The following is a 22765-nucleotide window of genomic DNA, read 5'->3' on the forward strand; positions in this document are numbered from 1 at the left end:
TTGGTTATTTAATAGGTTTTAGTTTGATGTTACGCCATCTTACTTTAATGCCACCACCATCATGAATTTGCAACGCTATGGCTCCTTCTCCTTTGCCTATTATTTCATCGGTTAGCTTTACCATTTCAACACCGTTGAGCCAAGTTGTAATATTTGGTCCATTGGCTAAAATCTTCATGGTGTTCCACTCCCCCATTTTTAATGCCTTATCCTTTTCCGGTTCTGGTTTTATCAACCAACCACGACCATAAGATTCATATATACCACCGGAGCTATGTTCAGGTGGAGCAACTTCAACTTGCCATCCTGTTACTTTTGTGCCTTCAAAAGTTGACCTAATGAAAACACCACTATTGCCGTTGTTTTCTTGTTTGAATTCAACCGTAAGTTCAAAATTCTTGTAAAAGTCTTTGGTGCTTAGATATCCGTATGCGGCATCAGGGCCACTCTCACAGACAAGTTCCCCATTTTCAACATACCATTTTTCGGTACCATGATTTATCCAACCGTCAAGATTCTGGCCATTAAACAAATTGATAACGGTTTCCTGTGCACTACCTACTTGGACCAGTAATACGACTAAAAGGGTAAAAAGAGTGTTTTTCATCTTAATAATGTGCTTATTTAGACAATTAAGGTACAGATTCTTTGATTTTCTGGTAGGGTTTTTAGACCAATAGTTGTTTTAAACATATAGACAACAACTAATTACATCCCAATAAACTATTCGCAAGTTTAACTCAAAAAAATGCTATGGATGTAGTAAAAGAAATTATTAAAAACAGTGCTATAGGCCCACTTTCCAATTGGTACAAAGGCTTGGTACTTTCCTTGTTCTCTTCAATTGTGGGCATGCTATTAACTATGCTCGTGCTATTGTTGAAATATGGTCCCGAGATGAATATCCAATATGGGTATTAACGATAAATCAACCCGTTTCCAAAGTTTTGCTTTTCTATGGGTTTAGATAAATCTATTAGGAAGCCATTGATAACTGCATGGGTCAATTTGCCATCTTTTTCTAAAAAGAAGGTTGGGTTTGCACCGGGTTGAAGATGAAAATCCTGCATTTTGTATGATTCAGATACAAAGTGGCCAGGTAGCTCCGTATAAGAAACTGGCGGTAAAAAATCCGATTTAAAATATCCATAACCTGATTTAAAAGGGCTATTTTCCGCGTTCCACATAGCTCTGGTATTTGTGTTTATAGCTCTGGGGTAAAGCTTTGCAGGCACTATTTTGTATCCAGTGGCATCAAACGTCTCGTAACCATAAAAAGTGGATAGATCTCCTTGATCCATTACAACACCCCTGTAATAGAAAGATTCGTGATTTTCATCATCAATTTCTTGTCGATGTATGCCTAAATCCAAAATATAATCTTTCCCTAAAAGTTCATAAGTCACGTTTTCCAGCTTTAAATCGAACAGTTTGCGATCATTGTGTGGAATTTTCTCGTATTCTTCAATGGCAATGTCTTGATAACTGTTCTTTGCTATTGTATAAATCGCAGAAAGGATGGAGACATAGTTAAGTTTACGAATCTCTTGCTTTTCCACATCATTTGCATATCCTCCAGATTCTATCAAAATTAGGCTTGTGCCCCATTTAGCAATATTGTCCCCAAAAGCTCTAGGCTCAAAATCATCACTGTAACGCCCCACCTGTCCTGGAGCATATTTTTGAATGATATTGTTCATATAAACAATTACCTTCATCGCATTTGCACGTACTTCGTTTATATCTTTTTCATAGTTAAAAGCAGTAGCCAAATAGGAAATGGTTGCTGGTTTACTGGTTAGCTCCGCATTATAGTATGTGCTTTGATCATGAAGGTTGAACCCAAATTTTGCATCCAAGCTATCACGAAGTCGTTTTAAAACTCTTCCTTCTGGGGATTGCAATCTTAATGCATCTCTATTGATGTCAATTCCCAAAGCATTCCTTCTTTGATAAACCTCTGCCCCATCAGGATTCAGCATAGGCAGAAAATGAAGTTTTAGTTTTGATAGGATTTCCTCTTTTTCTGTTTTAAAAGCGGGTGCGTCCAGAAAGTTGAGAATATCAAAAATAGCCTGGGTAGCCGTTGGCTCATCTCCGTGCATTTGAGACCATAAGAAAATGTTGGTTTTTCCAGATCCAATGCTGATTAGGTTTAAATCACGACCTTCTATGGATTCTCCTACTTTTTGTACTTCAAATTTTGCATTAGCATGAAATCTATTGATTAAAGGTTTTATCTGTTGATGCTTTATTCTTCTTTTATCCAAAGAGGGTTCTTTAAACTCCTCATAGGTTTCATACAATTTTGATGTTATGGTTTCTTGGGAATATGTTGCAAGTGTAAGGCAGCCTATTAGGAATAATACTATTTTTTTCTGCATGTTTTTATTTTGATGGAACGGGTTTAAAATTAAATCTTTTTGTCGCTTTTCGCACTTTTTCCATGAAATCCATTCCTGGATCGGTCTTTTCCGTTCGGTATCCATCGTCTACTTCCAACCACAGCGGATGCCCTGCAAACTGGGTATATTCATAATGGCCGATTACATATTCGATATTATATTTTGTTGCCAGATAGTCAACCAGAAAAATGTTTGCCTTGAGTTGTTTTCGGGTTAATGGAGTTTCTTTCGTTCCTCCCACATTCTCAATCCCAATAGCGCAATGATTTAATCCAATGACATGTCTGGCCATAGTGGTTTCTGGCATTAACTGATAAATAGTACCATCTTGGTCTATCAGAAATTGAGAAGAAACGTTTAATCCACTCACACCTTTAATGTCCGGTCTCCAATTTGGCAAGGTCGGATTTTCAAAAGCCTCAAAAGACTTTTGAAGGGTGGGAATGGCAGTCCAATGCAAGACTATCATTTTAGGAACAATATCTGCCGTTTCCTGTTCCAAATTGTAACGCTGTAACAGATATTCCTTTGTAAGAACAATCCGTTCTTCATTAAAAACAATAGGCATGTCCACTAGTTCTCTTTGAATTTTACAGGATGATAGAATACTTAAAACTAAAAGGATGACCCCAATTTTTTTCATGCTTATTATTTGGAAGTAAATATAGTATCTATAGGGACCGCATAACAAATTTGTAATTTCCTTTTTCCCCACTCCCTTGCTTTTTTAACATCCTTTCCCATATAAATATCGATTCTGTTTTTCCATCTTCTATTCATTTTATCCTTTACATAAAAGGTGTCAGGAAAGGTATCGATCATGACCATGGTGTTATGCCTTAAGCCTTGGTGCAACAAATCTCTGGATATTGCAATACATTTCATTCCAGGTTTTAAGGTATCACCCCAAGCTGCAATGTTTGGGTTGATGCTTTTGGTTTGCCATGTAACCGAATTGTATGCTGAAGCCGTTACTTCAATAGTTTTCCAGTCCCAATTGCTATTCTTGGTGGGTTCAGACTCCTCTTTACAAGCAGTTAACATCAACAAACAAAGGATTAATCTCTTCAATAAAATGTATTAATGTTGGCATTTAAACATATAAAATCTGCAAGCATTATTTTGGAAGTGGTACATAAGAACTGTCGTGATCCATCATAGGGAAAGTCTTGTTCTCCCAGTTATTTTTTGCTTGATCTATTTTTTCCTTGCTTGATGAAACGAAGTTCCAATAGATATGGCGTTCTTCTTCAAACGGCTCACCACCAAATAAAAGCAAATGTGAGTTGGGTTGCAATGTAATTTTACAAACATCCTCAACTTTGGACACCAGTATGTTTCCTTTTTCTATATTCTGATCGCATGCCAGTATTCCACCTTCAACAATGCAAATTCCAATTTCCCCTTTAAGATTCCCTTGGACATTAAGTTCATAGGTTGATTTATTTTTTACTTCAACCATAAAAAAAGGTGAATACGAAGGAACAGGAGATTTTTTACCGTAACCTTCTCCCGCTACCAAAGTAAACGCTGCATCGTCATCGTTCCATTTTGGTAAATCGGCCCCATCAATATGATGAAATTCGGGTTCCATTTCTTCCAATTCTTTTGGGAGCGCCACCCAAATCTGATATCCATGGGCATTGAATACCTTCCCATTACGCATGTCCTCTGGAGTTCTTTCTGAATGGGAAACACCTTTCCCCGCGGTCATCCAATTTACAGAACCTGGACTTATGCGCTGTTGGGTGCCAATGCTGTCCTCGTGCATTATTTCGCCCTCCAACATAAAAGTTAAAGTAGAGAGTCCAATGTGTGGATGTTGGTCAACATCCATATATTTTGATGGGCCAAGTGTTGTGGGTCCCATGTGATCTATAAAAATAAAAGGGCCTATCATTCTTTTCTTTCTGAAAGGAATCAACCTACCCACAAGAAAATCCCCAATATCCCTGCTTCGTTCTTCTATGATCATTCCTAGATTGGACATGAAGTAAATGTTTATATTTAGTCCCTGAAAGTTACAACAAATCTTAATCTATGAAACTGTTTAAACGCGCTTTAGTCCTACTTCTCATTGTAGTTGGTGTATTGGTATACCTTAACTACACAAAGCTGAACATTATCTCTGGTTATGCATCAAAAAATATGGCTTCAAGTGTTTTTGTTGCTGGACGGTCTGCTGAATCGATTACGCAATATGATAACAATGTTCCGCTCATTAAATTGGCGGAAACGGAAGTGGATAATGACACTAAATTGGCCTCGTCATCTGTTTATGGGTTTATGGAGCGTCAATCGGTCTATAGAGAAGGTTTGGGAACCGTGCTTATAAATGATGATTACGATTCAAGTGAGTTTACCTTAAAACCAAATCGAAACAAAGTATCCGATACTATTCCGTATCCATATGGTCAACTCAGTCCAAAAGACACTGTTTTTCCGGAAATTGATATGGCTCAAATGAATAAAGCGGTAGCAACTGCTTTTTCAAATGCTGATGTGCAAAAAACCAGAACCTTGTTGGTTTTGTACAAAGGACACTTAATTACAGAAAAATATATTGATGGATTTACCAAGGACACCCCTGTTTTAGGATGGTCTATGGCCAAAAGTGTTTTAGCAACCTGTTATGGAATTCTGGAACATCAAGGGAAGCTTGGTATGGACTGGCCTGCCCCTATTGCAGAATGGAAACAGGATGAACGAAAGGATATCACCTTAAATCACTTATTACGTATGCAGAGTGGTCTAGATTGGGAAGAGGATTATACTAAAATCTCTGATGTTACTAAGATGCTGTTTTTGGATAGTGATATGACCAAAGCCCAGAAAGGGAAAAAGGCCATTGCAAAACCAACAGAAATCTGGAATTATTCTTCTGGCACTACAAATTTGCTATCGGGAATTCTTAGGCAGCAATTTAGATCGCACCAAGAATACTTGGATTTCCCCTATTCTGCATTGATTGATAAAATAGGAATGTATTCCATGGTTATGGAAGCGGATATCGCTGGAAACTATGTTGGGTCATCTTATGCTTGGGCAAGCACGAGGGACTGGGCACGTTTTGGACAATTGTATTTGGACAAAGGCCTATGGAATGGAGACCAAATTTTTAACACCGCCTGGGTAGATTACATTACAGAGCCAACGCTGCATTCTGATGGTACTTACGGAGCTCATTTTTGGTTGAATGCCAACGGGAAATATCCAGATGTGCCCAAAGATTTGTTTTCTTGTAATGGGCATGAAGGACAATATGTGTTTGTAATTCCTTCCAAAGATTTGGTTGTGGTACGCACTGGATTGGCATCAGAACCCTCTTTTGATATCAATACCTTCTTGTCAGAGGTCGTTAAATCCGTGCAGTAAATCGATGTTTTGTATTAAAATTTAGTGTAAACCACAATAAAACGGCCCTTCACAACAATAATTTCATTTGTGGGAACTGTGGTGCTACATTTACATCGTAATAATAACCAAAAATAAATTTTTTCATTTTCATATAGTGTTCTCGTAAAAGAGTCTTGTCCTTAACGGCAAGGCTCTTTTTAGTTTGTCCCCATTGGGTCTTTTGTCGTTTACACTGCTATGAAACAATTGAACCAATCATACTCAGACAGGCTCAGTATGACGGTGAACTGGTATTAAGGCAACCATTTATCTTCCCCAAAATCAGGTTTGCGTTTTTCCAAAAATGCATTTCTACCCTCTTTCGCTTCTTCTGTCATATAGGCCAAACGTGTTGCTTCACCCGCAAACACCTGTTGTCCTACCATACCATCATCCGTGAGGTTCATGGCAAATTTCAGCATTTTTATGGACGTTGGTGACTTCGCCAGTACTTCTTGTGCCCATTGGTAGGCAGTACCTTCCAATTTTTCATGTGGAATTACAGCATTTACCATTCCCATCTCATATGCTTCTTGGGCCGAATAGTTTCTACCTAAAAAGAAAATCTCCCTTGCTTTTTTCTGACCTACCATTTTTGCCAAATATGCGGAGCCATACCCCCCATCAAAACTGGTAACATCAGCATCTGTCTGTTTAAAGATGGCGTGTTCTTTACTGGCCAAGGTCATATCGCACACAACATGCAGGCTATGCCCTCCGCCTACGGCCCAGCCGGGTACAACGGCGATCACCACTTTTGGCATAAAACGAATCATTCGCTGTACTTCCAAGATATTCAATCTATGCTGACCGTCTTGACCAACATAACCCTGGTGCCCCCTAGCCTTTTGATCACCACCACTACAAAATGACCAAATTCCATCTTTGGTAGACGGTCCTTCAGCCGAAAGCAGCACCACTCCAATGGAAGTATCTTCCTGTGCATCATAAAAAGCCTTGATTAATTCACTGGTGGTATGGGGTCTAAAAGCATTACGCACATTGGGCCTATTAAAGGCAATACGGGCAACACCCTCACATTTTTTATAGGTGATATCTTCAAATTCTATGGCGGTCTGCCATTTGGGTGATTTCATGTTGTTATTTTATGTAATAACAAAATAACGGAATTTACTTTTAGTTGTTTAGTGCTATTTAAAATCAATGGAATGCTAATAGGCTTAGGGGAATATGTTAAATAAGTAATTATATAGGAAAATACTTACATAAGTATTTACTTTTATAAGTATTAAACATATCAAAATGAAAGAAACGGTTTTATTAGCAATGATTTATTTAGGAGTCAAATGTCAGTTCACAAACAAACATATTTCCAGACAATGGAAACGTAGGAATAGGAACAAGCTCACCAAGCAACCCTTTACATATTTCAAGTAGCTCAGAAAACCATCAATTGAGACTGCAAGGAACCAATGGTAAACATTCTTGGATTCAGTTTTACCCTAGTGGTGCCAATGTATTAAATTGGAAAACAGGTGTTAACACCAATGGGTTTAGTATTTATGATATTAGCAATGCTCAATATAGGTTTAATATATCGAACACAGGAAACGTAGGTATAGGCGCAACCAACACCAAAGGCTTTAAATTAGGTGTAAATGGAAAAATAGCGGCTACGGAAGTAAAAGTAGCAACATACGCTAACTGGTCGGACTTTGTCTTTAAAAATGATTATAACCTAGCAACGCTAGCAGAAGTAGAAAACCATATAAAAGAAAAAGGACATTTAAAGGATATACCAAGCGCAGAGGATGTAAAAAAAGATGGTTTCTTTTTAGGAGAAATGGATGCCAAACTATTACAAAAAATTGAAGAGTTGACACTTTATTTGATTGAGCAGAACAAGAAAATAGAAGAACTCCAAAAAGAGATCATTACTTTGAAAAATGAATAGATTATGCAGAGATTAAAAACAGTTTTAGATTAATTCTATCTGTATTTTATCGAGATCCCTACTTCATTTAAAATATGTTTTGTTGCCATGCGTTCAACTTATTAAATAAGAACACTATGCGTAGCTTCAAATCCTATATTCATCTATTCACATTTCTTTTTCTTTCCATCTTAATCCTTTCTTGTAGCAAGGAAGAAAGTGGTATTGATGAATCAGCACAAGGCATGCCAGATTCCGATGAAGAGGTGGTAGATAATCCCAACAATACGGATACTCCCGATACCCTAACTCTTGAAGCAGGTTTCACTATAGATGACGAACAGATGTTCACCAATCTTATCCTTTCCGAAAGTGAGTACAACAAATTCATTACGGACGAAGGTGATATGCAAATGGTCTCAAACAAGGTGTATGAGTATTTTAATGATGAGTATGATTTTATCATCATTCTCAATGTAGAAGACTCCCAACCAGATGGATTGTACTTTGGATTGTCAACCCCGGCCAAAAATGAGATACAAGGCCTAGGAAGAAATGTTTGGAACAATACTGCTGCGTTTGGTTCCGCCGGAAAACTGAAAACGGTTATCCATATGCCAAGGGTGGAGTATATAAGAAATGGACCCTTTTTACATGAAATACTACATTATTGGAGTAATCATGGTCTTATACCCACTACTGCTGGCGGGCATTGGGGTTACTCAAGTGTTGGTGGACAATTGGGTGGTTTTGACGAAATTGAAGATTTAGGTGGGAATACCTATAGAGGTTTGGTGGATGGTGAAGTTGGCTTTGGTTTAGTAGCGAATGGTGGAAATTCAGTGCCTTATTCAAATTTGGAGCTTTATGCCATGGGACTTATTGATGCCGATGAACTAGAAGCGGTAACAGTTGCTGAAAACCCAAGTTCAACCTCAGAATTTGGGGTGTTTACTGCTGATGCCATTAACGTTTTAACACCGGAGGATATTATTGCCGAAAACGGCGCTCGTGTGCCCTCTTCTGAAAATGCCCAGACTGAATTTAATGCACTGGTGGTTGTGGTTTCTACCGACAATCTATCCCAAGAAAAAATAGATACGCTAAATTCCAATCTTGAAAATTTTGCAGTAAAAAGCGACCCCAATGACTCATGGGGAGGTCTCTTTAATTTTTGGAAAGCGACATTGGGCAAGGCTTCCTTTAGCTTTGATATAGCGAATGAACACTTAAAATAAGCTCCGCCTGAGTTTGTTAAGCCCTAATGTGTCTTCTTCTGATTATTTCCCGAAAGCATCGTGATTGAGAAAACTGTATTCCGCTCTGGTAGTGCATTGGGTCTACTATGACATGAGATAGGTTGTTGAAAAATACGCAATAACCTACCGTATAAACGTTTGATTCTGACAGAAAAATCAACGAACTTCGTTATCGGTTGATATAGCTCATTAAAACGAGACCATATCTTAAACGATAACGAAACCTACTTCTTACTCTTTTCTTCTATTTATATGATTTTGATAATTAGAATATAATAGTTGCTTAGCTGCTAATAACGCTTGGGACTAGAGCAGTATATTTTTTGAGTTTATAGGGGAAATCAACGAACTTCGTTGTTGGTTGATATAGTTCCCTAAAACGAGAACGTATCCTAAACGTTGTAGTACATTCCTTGCATCAGAATCCAATTAATTCCTCGATCTAACAAGGAGAAAAAGACAATGATAAAGGAAGGAGTGTAATTAACTGATTGTTAATATAAATATTTAATTTTAAGCGAGATTATCAAATTAAAATCAATAATTTATGAGAATTAATTTTTTTTATGTTTTTTTATTTTTATCAGTGATGCTTTCTTGCACTGAGAAGGATGATGAATCTATGGAAGTAAAAGATTCTGCCATAACTATATCTGTAGAAGATTTAATTATAAGTATTAATGAAAATCCTAGTAATGATTTTGTTTTAGGAAAAGTTAAAGCTAAGACGAATAAAGGAAATTTAACGTATAGTATCGAAGAACAAAATCCGAGTGAGGCTCTTTCTATTATTGATTCCACAGGAGAATTAGTAGTCAAAAACAATTCTCTTTTTGATTTTGAAGTTAACCCCAAAATAACTGCTAAAGTTAAAGTATCTAATCTTGATGTATTTGAATTAGTCACAGTAACTATTACTCTAAATAATATTGAAAACACAAGCTATATTAGTATGATTAATGAAAATCACATTTGGGTTAGTAGTACTTATGATAATAATGATGGGTTCGATACCTTTATAGAACATAAAATTTATTTTAATGGTATCGACCTAGTTAATAATGAAACATACTTTAATTTATATTACAAACAAATAAACTATAGTTACGGTAGCCCTTGGTTTATAATAAATAATAGTTCGGTTGAAGATGAAGGACAGTTACTTTATAAAATAAGAGAAGATACTGAAAGAGAAAAAGTATATACTTTAGATAGTAATAATAACGAAGTTTTGCTTTACGATTTCTCCTTAGAAGTAAATGAAGCAGTTGATTTATGGGATCATAAAACGGGTAGTTATATTACACGAACTTTGGAATCTAAAGGTCAAGTTAAACTCTTAAATGGTGAAACTAGAAAACGAATGTTTTTTAATGACAATTATATTGTAATTGAAGGAATTGGCGCTTTATATAATTCCAATTCTAATACCGCTTTGTACTACCTTTTTAATGGAGATTTACCTTTATATGATGGGAAGAATTATCAATATGTAGACCTAAATGATTATTGGCAAGAAGGAGGACTACCTGTCATAAGTTTAAAGGAAGTTTCTCAAGTAGGTGATGAAATTATTTTTAGATCTAATTTATCAAGCGACGGAGGGAATTATATTGAAAATAATATTTTGGAAAAAGGTGTTTGTTGGAGCAGTACTTCTAATACTCCAACAATCGATGATAGTCATACAATGGTTTTCTCAAATGAAAATGATGATGGTAGTAATAGAGTTAATTACCTGGGGACTTTTTATGCCTCTATTAATTATTCTGAATTACAACCAACCACTACCTATTATTTCAGAGCTTATTCAAAAAACAATAATGGCGTTGCCTATTCGAACACTATTTATACCTTTGATACGACGTTCTTATCTATCACTTTAAATACCGAATTAATTAACCAAGAAGAAGAGATTGAAAATGGACGGAGAATTATTAAATATACCGTAGGAGGCAAAGTTGTATCAAATAACCTTCCTAGTTCCATTAGTATTATTGAAAAAGGTATAGCTGTTTTTAATAGGTTTAGATTTAGTAATGATCCAAACCCGAGTGAGAGCGAATATTACTCAATAGAAGCTGGCACTTTAGATAATTTTCAATATATACATTATATTGCTCCAGATGCTTATGACCCACTTACTGACCCTTTTCTTTATTCAGTTTTTTGGTCTTACGTAAAGCTTAGCAATGGACAAATTGTTTATGGAAACCCAGTATAAGAAAATTAACATACTACAACACGAATATATGAAGTCACAATACCCTAACGGGATATTACGCCTCATACATAAACCGATAACGAAACCTTCTTTCTACCTCCTACTTTTCTTCCATTTATATGATTCTGACAACTAAAAACAGTAGTTTATTTAACTGTTAAGAACGCTTGGCACTAGAGCATTATATTTTTTTGAGTTTATAGGGAAAATCAACGATATTCGTTATCAGTTCATACAGCTCATTAAAACGAGACCACATCTTAAACGTTGTGTAGCATCTAATATAATTATGGAATCAAATGTAGCATTATGGGAAATCATCCTTAAAGCAATCACTGTATTGATTGCTGTTATTGGATTTGCTTATCAAATAATCGGACTTGACCCTCAAAAGAGAAGTAGGTTAAAAACAGATTTAGAGATTCTTGAGAAGTTTAAAAAAAATGGATTAGAAGAAGAATATGAAAGATTATCCAATCACATAAAAAACCGAGTTCCTAGTATTTATCGAAAACCTGAAGAAACGGATACAGTTCTCAGAATACCAGATATTCAAAGACTAATTATTGGAGTTATTCTTACAATTTTCTTTTCTGGTATTACTGTTTATTATTACATAAATTTAAATGGATTTCAGTGGTGGATGGTAGTTACAACATTACTCGTTATATCTGGAATTGGAAATATATTGCAAGGTGTTTTAGGTGACTCAAGTAAAAAATAAAACGCTACATAACAACGACTATAATTCATTATGGCGGATTTTCCTACGGAAAATCACTACCTATAAATTATCGCTTGGTCCTCGCGGACAATTCCACAACGAAACCTACTTCTTACTCTTTTCTTCTATTTATATGATTTTGATAACTAGAATATAATAGTTGCTTAGCTGCTAATAACGCTTGGGACTAGAGCAGTATATTTTTTGAGTTTATAGGGAAAATCAACGAACTTCGTTGTTAGTTGATATAGTTCCCTAAAACGAGAACGTATCTTAAACGTTGTAGGTAAAATAAAAAAAACGACTAAAATTGAATATAAGAAAAGCAACAGAATTCGATTTTGACAAAGTCTGGGAAATATTCTCAAAAGTCATTAATACTGGAGACACTTACGTCTTTAATCCAAATACACCAAAAGAGGATTTAAAAAGACATTGGTTTGCGGACTATATGGAAACTTATGTAGTTGAAGAGAACGGACAAATACTTGGCACATATATTATCAAACCTAACCAAATTGATTTAGGAAATCATATTGCAAATTGTAGCTATATGGTAAATCCGAATGCGCAAGGAAAGGGAATTGGAAAAAAACTTTGTGAACACTCGCTTGAAATAGCAAGGAAGAGAAATTTCAAGGGTATTCAGTTTAATATTGTGGTAAGCACAAATAAAGGAGCAGTAGCGTTATGGAAAAAGTACGGATTTCAAATAATTGGAACCACACCTAAAGGGTTTAGACATTCTAAACTAGGTTTAGTGGACACATACATTATGTATAAAGGCTTGAAAGAAAATTAATAAAACTACCTACAACAACAGCTATAATTAATTGCGGCTGAATTCCCTACCTCCTTTTTTTCTTCTATTCATATGATTCTGATTACTAGAAAACAGTAGTCATTTAGCCGTTAAGAACGCTTGGTGCCAGAGCAGTATATTTTTTTGAGTTTACAGGGAAAATCAACGAACTTCGTTGTTGACTGATACAGCTCATTAAAAGAGGCCATATCTTAAGCGTTATATATAAACTTAAAAGAAGAAGACTACAGATTAAGATTATCAATGAATACCATAATTAATTCTTTTAAAAACCACATTAGTTTTTCAAATTTTTGGATTAGAAATGGCTTTATAATTGTAATGCTATCTATTTTAGTCAATCATCTTACGGAGCCAGAAAACTTCCCGTTTCATAGAGATTATAAATTTCCTTTATTGCCTATTCTTGTTTCAATTATTGCAGGAAGTGTAGTATTTCTTATCGCTAGCTTTAATTTCAAATATTATAAAAACAAATACTTCGCAAAAAAAACGAACACTCAACTACTATTACGTTTCCTGTTCTCAACGTTAGGCTATATTACCATACTATATCTCTCTTTGTACTTTGGTTTAAACGGTTTTATTAATGGAACTGAATCATACAATATTTATTATCTATTAACTGGGCTATCGGTTACCTTACTAATGAACACGCTCCTAATTGCCATTTTATTTGCACCTGATATTTATAAACTTCACAAGCTTGTCTCCATAAAAGGTACACTTAAAGTTCAGCAAGGAGGTAAACTAACCTTAGTTAAGTATCCTGAAATTGCCTTTATATACAGTGAAAACAAAATAGTATACATCATAAAAACTGATGGAGGTTCCGTTATTACAGATTTTACTTTAAATGAAGTTGAAAGTAAAATCAGCGAACAAAGTTTTTTTAGAGCAAATAGACAAATAATTCTTCACCCGCGCTCTGTTAAACAAGTACAGTCCATAGAAAATGGAAAACTATCTGTGCTACTCAAACCTACTATTGCCAGCAAAAAACCTTTTCAGATAAACATTAGTAGGTATAAAAAACAAGAATTTATGAACTGGTTAGAGGGTAAGCTATAAAATACAATGATTATTCAGCTATTATTTTGCTACCATTCAGTAAAAATGAGCTGTATATCACTGTTTATCTTGCTTTATCGTTTTTACTTCGTTTAAAATTAAAAACGATAAAAAAATGAATAAGACCTTTTTCACTACAAAACTAATACCTGTAATCGCCGTTATTCTTTGCTGTATTCTATACCTATCTAGGTATGATCAAATAATCATAGCAGCATTAATACTATTATTGGCAAGTGCTATAGAGTATAAAAAAGATTGTTTTAAGTCTTTAGGCTTTCAACGTAAAAGAATAAATGCAAAAAGTCTATTAGTAACAGCGCCACTATTTGGTACAGCTCTTTTTCTGTTTTATTACTACATAATGGTGCCAGGTGTGACACATCTTACAGGACAACCCATGGACTTTTCTGCCTTTGAAACTTATACGGGGAACTTACCTGCCACAATGATTTTACTTGTTTTTATCTGGATATCGGCGGCATTCGGTGAAGAAATTGTCTTTAGAGGATATTTAATGAGACAGTTTACCAAGTTTTTTGGCTCAAGCAAAATAAGTCTTGTAGTTAACATTCTAATCTTCGGTTTTATTTTTGGGTGGATTCACGCATATCAAGGAATAAGTGGTCAAATAATAACTGGTATTCTAGGTATGCTCTATGCGATGATTTTTCATATCCGTAAAGACGACTTGTGGTTCAATGTTGCTGCTCATGGTTTTTTTGATACCACTGCTTTGGTATTTATTTATTATGGTTGGAGTTAAGAATGCTTGGGACTAGAGCAGTATTTTTTTTTGAGTTTATGGCGAAAAGCAACGAACTTCGTTGTCGCCCGTTGTAAGGCGTTAAACGAGACCATATTTTAATAGATGCCAAACATATTAGCATAAGTAGAGCACATGAAAACTGATAAATGATTAATACTGACAATCGTTATAGCATTAAACACTGTCTTTGTTCAAGAAAATATTGAAAAAACTTCAGGCAACCATTTGATAAAATTAAATGTCATATAAGTAATGGCTTATATGCTAAACCTAAAGTGTGAAAAATTCTCAATAGTTATTTTATGATGAAAAATCCCATAATGCTGTCGCTTGTACTTCTAATTTTTGGTTGTAAAGAACAAGATATAATACCAGCAAAAACCATTGAAAGTGTAAACAGTAAAGAAGTACTGCTAGTTGGAACATTTCATTACAACAATCCTGGGGCCGATGTGGCGAAAACAAAGTCATTTGATATCCTGAACGAAAAGTCGCAACTTGAACTAAAAGAAATTTCCGTGAGTATCAAAAAATACAATCCAACCAAAATATTCGTGGAATGGCCCTATAACGAGCAAAAAGAATTAGACTCTTTATATCAACTATATACAAGCGGAAACTATTTTGAAAACGATAGTCTTTCCGATTTTTACCTTAAAAATGAAATATTCCAATTGGCATTTAGGGCAGCAAAGGAAAATAATCTAACAACCCTTTATGGTATTGATTATTCTACCTCATTTCCTTTTGGAGATGTCATGGCTGCCATTGAACAAAACAATCAATCCGAGCTTAAAGCGCAGATAGAAAATGGCATTTCTAAGTTTACAGCAGAATTTGATGACAAAATTGATTCTGGAGCTTCACTTAAGGAGCTCACCTATTACCTTAATAGTCCTGAAATGCGCAGTTTTTCCAACAATTTTCATAATAATTTAATGTTGATGGCTGGAAAACCAAATGATTTTTCCGGCCCACTCTTAACCGCTGAATGGTTTAAGAGAAATCTGTACATGTGGTCCTTAACACAAAAGAACACAGGCCCCTCTGATGAAAGAATCATGGTTCTGGTTGGCGCAAGTCATGCTGCTATGTTTGAATTGTTCATAAGGGAAAATGAAGATTGGGAAATCAAAGAATTGAAAGAACTAATGGAAAAATGATACCTGTTATGCGCTCTTTCCAATCCAATAGGTCAACTTCTTGATTATGAGTTAAAATTCATCGAACTTCGTTTTAAGCCGTTGATGCTTATCTCATCTATTTGGCAGCACTATTTAAAACGACATTATGAAATATTTATACTTCTCACTTCTTATGCTATTCACAAGTTGCCTATCACAAGTAAAAGAAGAAAAAAAAGAAACTCCGCTATATGACTATGATGTAGAAGAGAAAATAGTTGAGTTGGGAATAGAACTGCATACTCCAAAAGTTCCGCCAGGCCTAAAAATTAAGTTGGCCAACAGAAGTAACAACCTGATCTATTTGTCAGGAAATGGGCCAATAGCGCATGATGGGGAACGTACCATAGGAAAAGTGGGGACCGATTTAACTGTTGAACAAGGGTATGAAGCAGCCCGGTTGACCGCAATCAACCATTTATCAGTTTTGAAAGAAGAGATTGGGGATTTGAACAAGGTCGTGAAAATTATAAAAGTATTGGGAATGGTAAATTGTGATACTTCGTTTGAAAATCACCCACAGGTTATCAATGGTTATTCTGATGTATTGATCGAGGTATTTGGAGAAAGAGGGAGACATGCCAGGTCTGCAGTTGGGATGGGCTCTTTGCCCTGGAATCTTGCTTGTGAGGTTGAAACCATTGTTGAAATAAGGGATTGAAGCTTAATTTAAAGCTTTTTTTGATAAAAATTTAGCCCTAATCAGTACGGAAGCATCCCATTATTGGACAGATTCATGACTTTGTATTTTACGTTTCGTTGACGTAACGTAATCATTTTTACATCTTCCTCATTGGTTTGGTTGTTTCTTAATGTGAACTTCAAATATGTTGGTAAATTGACCTGATTGCCTAAATAGGTCATGTTTATCAACCATTGTCCCTGTTGCATATCATCAATATCAAAACTTTCAGATAATGCTCCTTGTAAACGCTTTTCATTAGCAATTTCTGTCGCATTGTTCCAATTGTAATACTGGCCTTGAGGATTTACAAATTGAAGTTCAAATTGAGTGTTGGGGTCGTTCCATTCAACCAATAAACTATAATTACTCTGTTCTTCAAACACAAATTTCGATTTGTCTATCCCAATTTCCTCGCCATGCCCTTGCAATACATCCAACATCTCTTCCTTAACAATTTGGTCCAATCCTTTACTTTCAAGAATGTTCTGTATACCAATGTAACTCTTGTACATATTCCATGCTTCTTTATACTCCCCTACTTCAACAAGCATTTTTGCTAAATCCCGTTTTGCCTGCGGAGTCTCTTTAATGGCATGAATTTGTTTATAAATGGATAGGGCTTCTTGATTTTGCTGTTCTTCCTCATGGGCATAAGCAAGAATTTTAAGCGCGTCTATTTGTTCGGGAAATTGCTCCAGTAGATTTGATTTTATACGATTCGCTTTTCTTGGATCATTCCAATGATCATCAAAGATTTTACTGGCTTCAAAATAAAAACTGGGGGTGTGTCCATAGTTTTTTCTATCACTTACATATTGTGCGTACGCTTTATCTACTGTAGGTGAATTGGCTATTCGTTGCGCATAGAGCGGTTTACTTGCTAATCCATTGGCCAATTCAATAGCATCATTGGAGTATACATTCTGTGATTTGTTTTTAGAATCTTCAGTGACTTCTATACCATCAAACGTATTACTTATGGTACGAACAATGATGATTCCACCCGGAGCCAAACTACCATACCTGGCAGCTGACCAAGCAGGTGGCATTAGCGTTATGTCTTTTATATTTTGAAGGTTAATGTGAAATGGAGGGTCATCAGCTGGATATACATGCCCGTCAACGTCCCAAGACATTGGCCTCCTCCTGTACATTACTATCTCATAATCTTCTGGATATTTTCTTACCACATCAATACCCGCAAATTTGCCTTCTACAGCATCCATTAGTGTCTGTGCTGACGGACTAATTTGCGAACCTTCCATTTGCTTAACACTAAAACCAACTTTATTCATGTCCAGAACACCAAAACGTGTATTGATATTTTTGTTTATGGGTTTATGAAGTTCCTTTAATCTTGCATTTTCTTCCAAGACCACTTCATCCAAAGCCGTAATGCCCAATGGCATAATAATCTTCAGCATTCGTGCCGATGTATTGACCACTGTTGAAGTAGCCTCTCTTCCTGGGTATGAAAAATCCAAAACCTCCCCATTAAGCGCTTTAATGGAAAAATTACCTCTAGAATTTGTCCTAGTTTGTCTATCACTATCTCGCACCTTAACCAGCACATTTTGTAAGGGGGTATCCAAATCGCCAACGCTACCCGTAACCTCTGATAACTTCTGAACCGTTCGGTTCGTGTATTCCAAGTTGTCCACCATGTAGCGCTCCGTAAATTGAACCGCCAACGCCATGTTGTCCAGTTTTTCAAGGTTGATGTAATTTCCGCCATGTTCTTCGGCTATTTCTTTTAAAAGGGTATGATTGGCAGTATTGTCACCATTTATGGTAAACAGCGTACCGTACCAATCTTTGGTGGCATCCACGGGAAAGTTTTTCCCATCGGTAAAGAACAAGGTTTGTTGAGAGGTTTCCAGTTTTTCCCAAAGCCTATGATCAATGGCCCCATCATAGATGGTAGATTCAATAGTCTTTTTTAACGTACCCCAATCACCGTTAGCGATTTTATGAGACGTTCTTTCCCCAAGATAATAGCTCATCGGTTGAAAATCTACCTGTACATCTCCCAAATTTTTAAAGTAGTTATCTAAAAAACGGAATTCTTTATCCAGATTTCTATCCTTCATCGATAGCGAAGTGTCCCAAAGCAGCATTATGTTGCTGGGTTTATCCCTGAGCTTGGCTTTTACTTCAACAATCTTTTCTTCTTTCTCTACGGCAGACGTGTTTAGGTTGAAAGCAATCGTAAATCCCTTTCGCATGCGCTTCCACCGATCTTGACTCAATAGCCTGGTATATGACCTAGACCCATCATCAAAGGCAGAAATTCCAATACCTACCCTACCCCCATAAATTTTTAAAAGCTCCAAGCTTATTACAAAATGGGAATCCACTACAATGTTGTACGGAGAAAGGTCTATAGCAATAGTGCCTTGTCGCTGTCTTATGGTATATAAAATGTTTCCGTTGGAGATATTTTTTCCAGGAAGCCCGTTTTCAAACTCATACACGTTTACACGCACCAATAGGCTATCCGAGATATTGGCGATGATATTGAAAGAAACATCCTCTAGTTTTAGAGGGCCTTTGCGCATCAATATTTTTGAGGCGTGTTCCCCTCCCAACGCCAAACTATCGTTCCAAAATCCAAAAAGGCGTTTGGATCTGCTTTGGTACCCAACCTTTCTTTTGTCCGCATCACTACTTTTAACGGTAACCCCTTCAAGTTCATAAGGAACGGGCTCCAAACCAATAGCCTGGTCTGTCTTAAGCATTTCGATAAACGCTTGGGTAGAGAACTTGAGTGTTTTATAACCTATCCGGGATATTTGAAGGATGTCTTTTTGATTGATTTCATTTTCATCCAATTCGAATTTAAAAGTGCCATCAAAATCTGAAACGGTTCCTTTTGCACGATCTACCACTCCAATATTAGCAAAGTCTACAGGTTTTCCCGTGCTCAATTCGATAATGCTCCCTTCAACGGTAATTTGACCACTTAATTGATTGCAAAACACAAAAATAAATACCAGAAAAACTACCCTTAAACCACCCATAGAAGAATTTGTTTCCCCTAAACTAATAAAATGATTAAATATTCATTCGTCAATTAATCAATATTATTTTCATTTCGAAATGAAAAGCTTCTAAAGGGTTAAAAATAGTAGACCCGCTGCGTTTTAAAATTCATTAGAAAAAAACAATGAATGTTGTAACTATTTTCTTTTTCCCAAGTATACCTGTTATAAAACAAAACAATGAAACTCAAATTAGCATTAGTATCCATTTTGACAATTTCTAATATTACAAACGGTCAAAAGCAGCACAATGATTATGAAATGATTCAGGCAGAATGTAATAGTTTATTGCTTGACCAGGAGATACAAGCCGTTTCGTTAGGAGTTATCACAAATGGTAACGTGTATAAATTTCACCTAGGTAAGTTAACTACCGGAGAAACACCAAATGAAGATACCTTATATGAGATAGCTTCCTTGACCAAAACATTTACAGGGACTTTGCTGGCGCAAGCCATTTCGGAAAAGAAGGCAACTATGGATGATGATATCAGAAATCATTTATCCGAGAACTTTCCCAACTTAGAATTTAACCAAAAACCCATTACGTTTCGCCATTTGGTGACGCACACTAGCGGTTTGCCTAGGATTTTCCCTGATAGCCCTGGACTCTTTGAAAATCCCGATTGGGATAACCTTCCCTATGAAATCAACAAACTACAAGCGGGATTTAGTGAATCTCAATTTTTAGAAGAACTGCATCAAGTAACATTGGATACCATTCCCGGATTTAAATTCGGTTATTCAAATGCTGGAGCTAATTTGCTAGGTTTTTGTTTGGAAAATATTTACGGTAAGACCTACGAGAAATTGTTATCCGAATATATTCTTGAACCTCTTCAAATGACGAAAACTCGTATTACCGCTCCTTCTGGGGAAAATAAAAAGCTGTTGGCCTTGGGGCTCAACCCAAATGGTTTGGTGATGCCCTCTAGAGCAGAAAAAGAAATGAAGGCAGAAGGCGGATTATTTTCAACACTGGACGATATGATAAAGTACATGGAATTTCAGCTAAACGAAGCAAATGAAGTAGTGAAAATTTCCCATCAAGAGTTATTGAACGGAAGATATGGGGATTTTGAAAATGGTTTGTTCTGGCAAATCTTTAAGAATGGGCAAAGCCATACAAAAATCTTTCAAAATGGGGGAGCTTATGGAACTTCCAGTTGGCTGACCATTATTCCAGAATCTAAAGTTGGAGTAATTATTCTAACCAATGTATCCGGTCCCACAATACATGAAAAGTTAAATGCAACGGCAGATAGGATAATTGAGCGTTTAGAATAAACTGGTTGCTACAATGGTTTTAGACCATTGTTAAGAAGTAAGCAATAATCCATGATAATGCTTCTTGATTCTATGAGGATAATCAACGAACTTCGTTATCAAAGGAAATTGAACCCTAAATAGTGATACCCTTTAGAAAGAAACTTCGAAAATGAAGATCAAAACCCTCAAAGGATTATTTATCAGGCATAACAAAATAGATGAGAACAGACAGTCAATTTGGTTTTTACATGGATTTGCCGATTCCGGATTGGCATACAAAGAGGTTTTTGATTCGAACCTTTCTCCTGAATTTAATCTTTATGTGGTGGACTTACCAGGATTTGGTGTCAGCCCTTTAAATAAAGACTATGTATCTATCAAGGAACAGGCAGATTTGCTCTCGGAAATAATTCAAACGGAAACCAAAAACAGTGGAAAAGTAAATGTTGTAGCCCATTCCATTGGTGCACAGATAGGAACTTGGGTTTGTGAGAAACTGTCAGATAAAATCAATTGTTTTTTTAATATAGAAGGTAATTTGACCGAGGCGGACAGTTATTTTTCAAGCAAACCTTTGAGTTTTAAAACTGCCGAAGATTTTGTGAAATCATTTGAAGATGAAATTTTTGAAAACGCAATCGGTGAAGAAAGGTTTAGGAGATATTACAGCAGTTTAAGATTTGCCGAGCCACAAGGAATGCGTAACTGGGCATTTACAAGTCAAGAACATATAAAAAACAATAAATGCGGATTTGAATTTAAAAACCTGAGCTGCAATAAAATATATATTTGGGGAGATTTGGATACACCAAAAGAAACGCAGAATTTTATAAAAGAACAAAATATCCCGAATAGACTATACAAAGGAATTGGTCACTGGCATATGGTCGAAAATGCAAAAAACTTATATGATGATATTAACAGCTTCCTAAAAACAGTATAGAGGAATGGTTGTAATTAGAATGAACCTATGGGCTTAGATGCTATAATGTAAGTTGTTAAAAATTGGACAATAACCTTAGGTCTAACCTTTTCATTCCGAAAGAAAAATTACGAACTTCGTTATCGTTGGATATAAATCACTTTTATGATTTATATTGTTCTAACCATATACCATTAAACAAAAAATGAAAAAAATATTCTCACTATTAATTTTTGTTATAGTAAGTTACTGCTCATCTGCTCAAGATACTATTTGTATAAGTAATACGATTGAGCATAGTATCTATTCCAAACATTTAAATGAGAATAGAAATTACTGGATTAGCTTACCTCTAAAATATTCTGATTCAATAAAATACCCAGTTATTTACGTTTTTGATGCAGAATGGAGGTTTGATTTGATTAAAAATATAACTTTTGATTTGGGAGCAAACGAGAAAATTAAAAACTCAATAGTTGTAGGAATCCCGCATATTGATTGGAATAAAAAAAGGGGACTTGATCTTACTTTTAGTCAATCGAGAATAGAATATGATGGTGAAGAAGTGGACTCAACTTGGTACAATGGTTCAAATTCTGGGGAAGGAATGAAATTTTACAACTATTTAACGGAAGAGCTAATTCCAGATGTAAATAAGAAGTATGCTACAAATAATCACGAAACACTGATCGGTCATTCTTACGGAGGCTATTTTGGTGGATACATACTATCATTGGACCATCCATTTGAAGTAATACATATATACGATCCTGCTATTTGGTTTAGTAATGGAGAGGTAACCAACAGATTTAAAAAATACCAATATAATAAGCCAACTAAAATTCATTTAACCTATCAGCCCAAGCCTGAATTTCATAAAAATAAAATAGAAGAGTTTATCAATGAACTCAAAAAGAATCAGAATATCATTTTAACGACCAACCTCTATGATTCAGAAACTCATAATTCATTGTTTTTAGATAGCTTTTATCAAGGAATTTTAAAAACAAATTAGCTGCATACAGCTAGAGCCATAGTCAACATGGTTGATGCTCTTATCTCCTGTTCCTTTCTAAAATCATAAAATGTCATTTCGAGT

General features: G+C 35.7%; 21 protein-coding genes. 14 read left to right on the forward strand and 7 right to left on the reverse strand.

The genetic code is table 11. The annotated features are described in order from the left end of the window. Nucleotides 1-4 precede the first annotated feature (4 nt). The gene (locus tag LV704_RS18370) at nucleotides 5-607 is read right to left on the reverse strand and encodes a DUF1080 domain-containing protein (protein ID WP_163422227.1); all 603 of its coding nucleotides are present in this window, start codon (nucleotides 605-607) and stop codon (nucleotides 5-7) included. A gap of 146 nt (nucleotides 608-753) precedes the next feature. On the opposite strand from LV704_RS18370, the gene LV704_RS18375 reads away from it, so the two are divergent. Then, entirely contained in the window at nucleotides 754-921 is a 168-nt protein-coding gene (locus LV704_RS18375; RefSeq protein WP_163422226.1) for a hypothetical protein, read from the forward strand. Here the strand turns inward: LV704_RS18375 and LV704_RS18380 are convergent. From LV704_RS18380 to LV704_RS18395, 4 genes are read right to left on the reverse strand one after another with little or no spacing between them, the layout of a single operon-like run. Then, nucleotides 918-2384 (reverse strand): M14 family zinc carboxypeptidase, encoded by a 1467-nt coding sequence (locus tag LV704_RS18380; protein ID WP_163422225.1) that lies wholly within the window; start codon nucleotides 2382-2384, stop codon nucleotides 918-920. The genes LV704_RS18375 and LV704_RS18380 overlap by 4 nt on opposite strands. A 4-nt stretch (nucleotides 2385-2388) precedes the next feature. Continuing rightward, nucleotides 2389-3048, reverse strand: a complete 660-nt coding sequence (locus LV704_RS18385) for a peptidoglycan recognition family protein (RefSeq protein WP_163422224.1) — start codon at nucleotides 3046-3048, stop codon at nucleotides 2389-2391. A gap of 5 nt (nucleotides 3049-3053) precedes the next feature. Beyond that, the gene (locus tag LV704_RS18390) at nucleotides 3054-3476 is read right to left on the reverse strand and encodes a hypothetical protein (protein ID WP_317164641.1); all 423 of its coding nucleotides are present in this window, start codon (nucleotides 3474-3476) and stop codon (nucleotides 3054-3056) included. Between the two features lie 46 nt (nucleotides 3477-3522). Continuing rightward, entirely contained in the window at nucleotides 3523-4395 is an 873-nt protein-coding gene (locus LV704_RS18395; protein ID WP_163422223.1) for a pirin family protein, read from the reverse strand. Between the two features lie 50 nt (nucleotides 4396-4445). On the opposite strand from LV704_RS18395, the gene LV704_RS18400 reads away from it, so the two are divergent. Next, a complete protein-coding gene (locus tag LV704_RS18400) occupies nucleotides 4446-5780 on the forward strand; it encodes a serine hydrolase (RefSeq protein WP_163422222.1) in 1335 nt (444 codons plus the stop codon). A gap of 275 nt (nucleotides 5781-6055) precedes the next feature. Here LV704_RS18400 and LV704_RS18405 read toward each other — a convergent pair whose 3' ends face one another. Continuing rightward, nucleotides 6056-6898, reverse strand: a complete 843-nt coding sequence (locus LV704_RS18405) for a 1,4-dihydroxy-2-naphthoyl-CoA synthase (RefSeq protein ID WP_163422221.1) — start codon at nucleotides 6896-6898, stop codon at nucleotides 6056-6058. Between the two features lie 317 nt (nucleotides 6899-7215). On the opposite strand from LV704_RS18405, the gene LV704_RS18410 reads away from it, so the two are divergent. The 9 genes from LV704_RS18410 to LV704_RS18450 all read left to right on the forward strand — a co-directional run bounded on the left by LV704_RS18410 (nucleotide 7216) and on the right by LV704_RS18450 (nucleotide 16410). Further along, on the forward strand, nucleotides 7216-7716 hold the full coding sequence (locus tag LV704_RS18410; RefSeq protein WP_163422220.1) for a hypothetical protein: 501 nt from the start codon (nucleotides 7216-7218) through the stop codon (nucleotides 7714-7716). A gap of 116 nt (nucleotides 7717-7832) precedes the next feature. After that, nucleotides 7833-8933 (forward strand): hypothetical protein, encoded by a 1101-nt coding sequence (locus LV704_RS18415; RefSeq protein WP_163422219.1) that lies wholly within the window; start codon nucleotides 7833-7835, stop codon nucleotides 8931-8933. Nucleotides 8934-9501: 568 nt separating this feature from the next. Continuing rightward, nucleotides 9502-11178, forward strand: a complete 1677-nt coding sequence (locus tag LV704_RS18420; RefSeq protein WP_163422218.1) for a cadherin repeat domain-containing protein — start codon at nucleotides 9502-9504, stop codon at nucleotides 11176-11178. Nucleotides 11179-11467: 289 nt separating this feature from the next. After that, nucleotides 11468-11902: a hypothetical protein gene (locus LV704_RS18425; protein ID WP_163422217.1), complete on the forward strand. Its 435-nt coding sequence runs from the start codon at nucleotides 11468-11470 to the stop codon at nucleotides 11900-11902. A gap of 310 nt (nucleotides 11903-12212) precedes the next feature. Beyond that, a complete protein-coding gene (locus tag LV704_RS18430; RefSeq protein ID WP_163422216.1) occupies nucleotides 12213-12704 on the forward strand; it encodes a GNAT family N-acetyltransferase in 492 nt (163 codons plus the stop codon). Nucleotides 12705-12968: 264 nt separating this feature from the next. Next, nucleotides 12969-13796: a LytTR family DNA-binding domain-containing protein gene (locus tag LV704_RS18435; RefSeq protein ID WP_205597882.1), complete on the forward strand. Its 828-nt coding sequence runs from the start codon at nucleotides 12969-12971 to the stop codon at nucleotides 13794-13796. 115 nt (nucleotides 13797-13911) lie between these two features. Then, nucleotides 13912-14562, forward strand: coding sequence for a CPBP family intramembrane glutamic endopeptidase (locus tag LV704_RS18440; protein WP_163422214.1), 651 nt, complete (start codon nucleotides 13912-13914; stop codon nucleotides 14560-14562). A gap of 305 nt (nucleotides 14563-14867) precedes the next feature. Beyond that, complete coding sequence (locus tag LV704_RS18445; protein WP_163422213.1) at nucleotides 14868-15728, forward strand: DUF5694 domain-containing protein; 861 nt, start codon at nucleotides 14868-14870, stop codon at nucleotides 15726-15728. Nucleotides 15729-15855: 127 nt separating this feature from the next. Then, entirely contained in the window at nucleotides 15856-16410 is a 555-nt protein-coding gene (locus tag LV704_RS18450) for a RidA family protein (protein ID WP_163422212.1), read from the forward strand. Between the two features lie 41 nt (nucleotides 16411-16451). On the opposite strand, the gene LV704_RS18455 is transcribed toward LV704_RS18450, so the two are convergent. Next, nucleotides 16452-19454, reverse strand: a complete 3003-nt coding sequence (locus LV704_RS18455; protein WP_163422211.1) for a carboxypeptidase-like regulatory domain-containing protein — start codon at nucleotides 19452-19454, stop codon at nucleotides 16452-16454. Nucleotides 19455-19655: 201 nt separating this feature from the next. Between LV704_RS18455 and LV704_RS18460 the strand changes: the two genes are divergently transcribed. The 3 genes from LV704_RS18460 (at nucleotide 19656) to LV704_RS18470 (ending at nucleotide 22681) form a co-directional block, all read left to right on the forward strand. Further along, the gene (locus LV704_RS18460) at nucleotides 19656-20762 is read left to right on the forward strand and encodes a serine hydrolase (protein ID WP_163422210.1); all 1107 of its coding nucleotides are present in this window, start codon (nucleotides 19656-19658) and stop codon (nucleotides 20760-20762) included. 151 nt (nucleotides 20763-20913) lie between these two features. After that, complete coding sequence (locus tag LV704_RS18465) at nucleotides 20914-21687, forward strand: alpha/beta fold hydrolase (RefSeq protein WP_163422209.1); 774 nt, start codon at nucleotides 20914-20916, stop codon at nucleotides 21685-21687. Between the two features lie 184 nt (nucleotides 21688-21871). Next, entirely contained in the window at nucleotides 21872-22681 is an 810-nt protein-coding gene (locus LV704_RS18470; protein WP_163422208.1) for an alpha/beta hydrolase, read from the forward strand. Nucleotides 22682-22765 lie beyond the last annotated feature (84 nt).

This window comes from Flagellimonas sp. CMM7 (assembly GCF_021390195.1).
Classification (GTDB): Bacteria; Bacteroidota; Bacteroidia; order Flavobacteriales; family Flavobacteriaceae; genus Flagellimonas.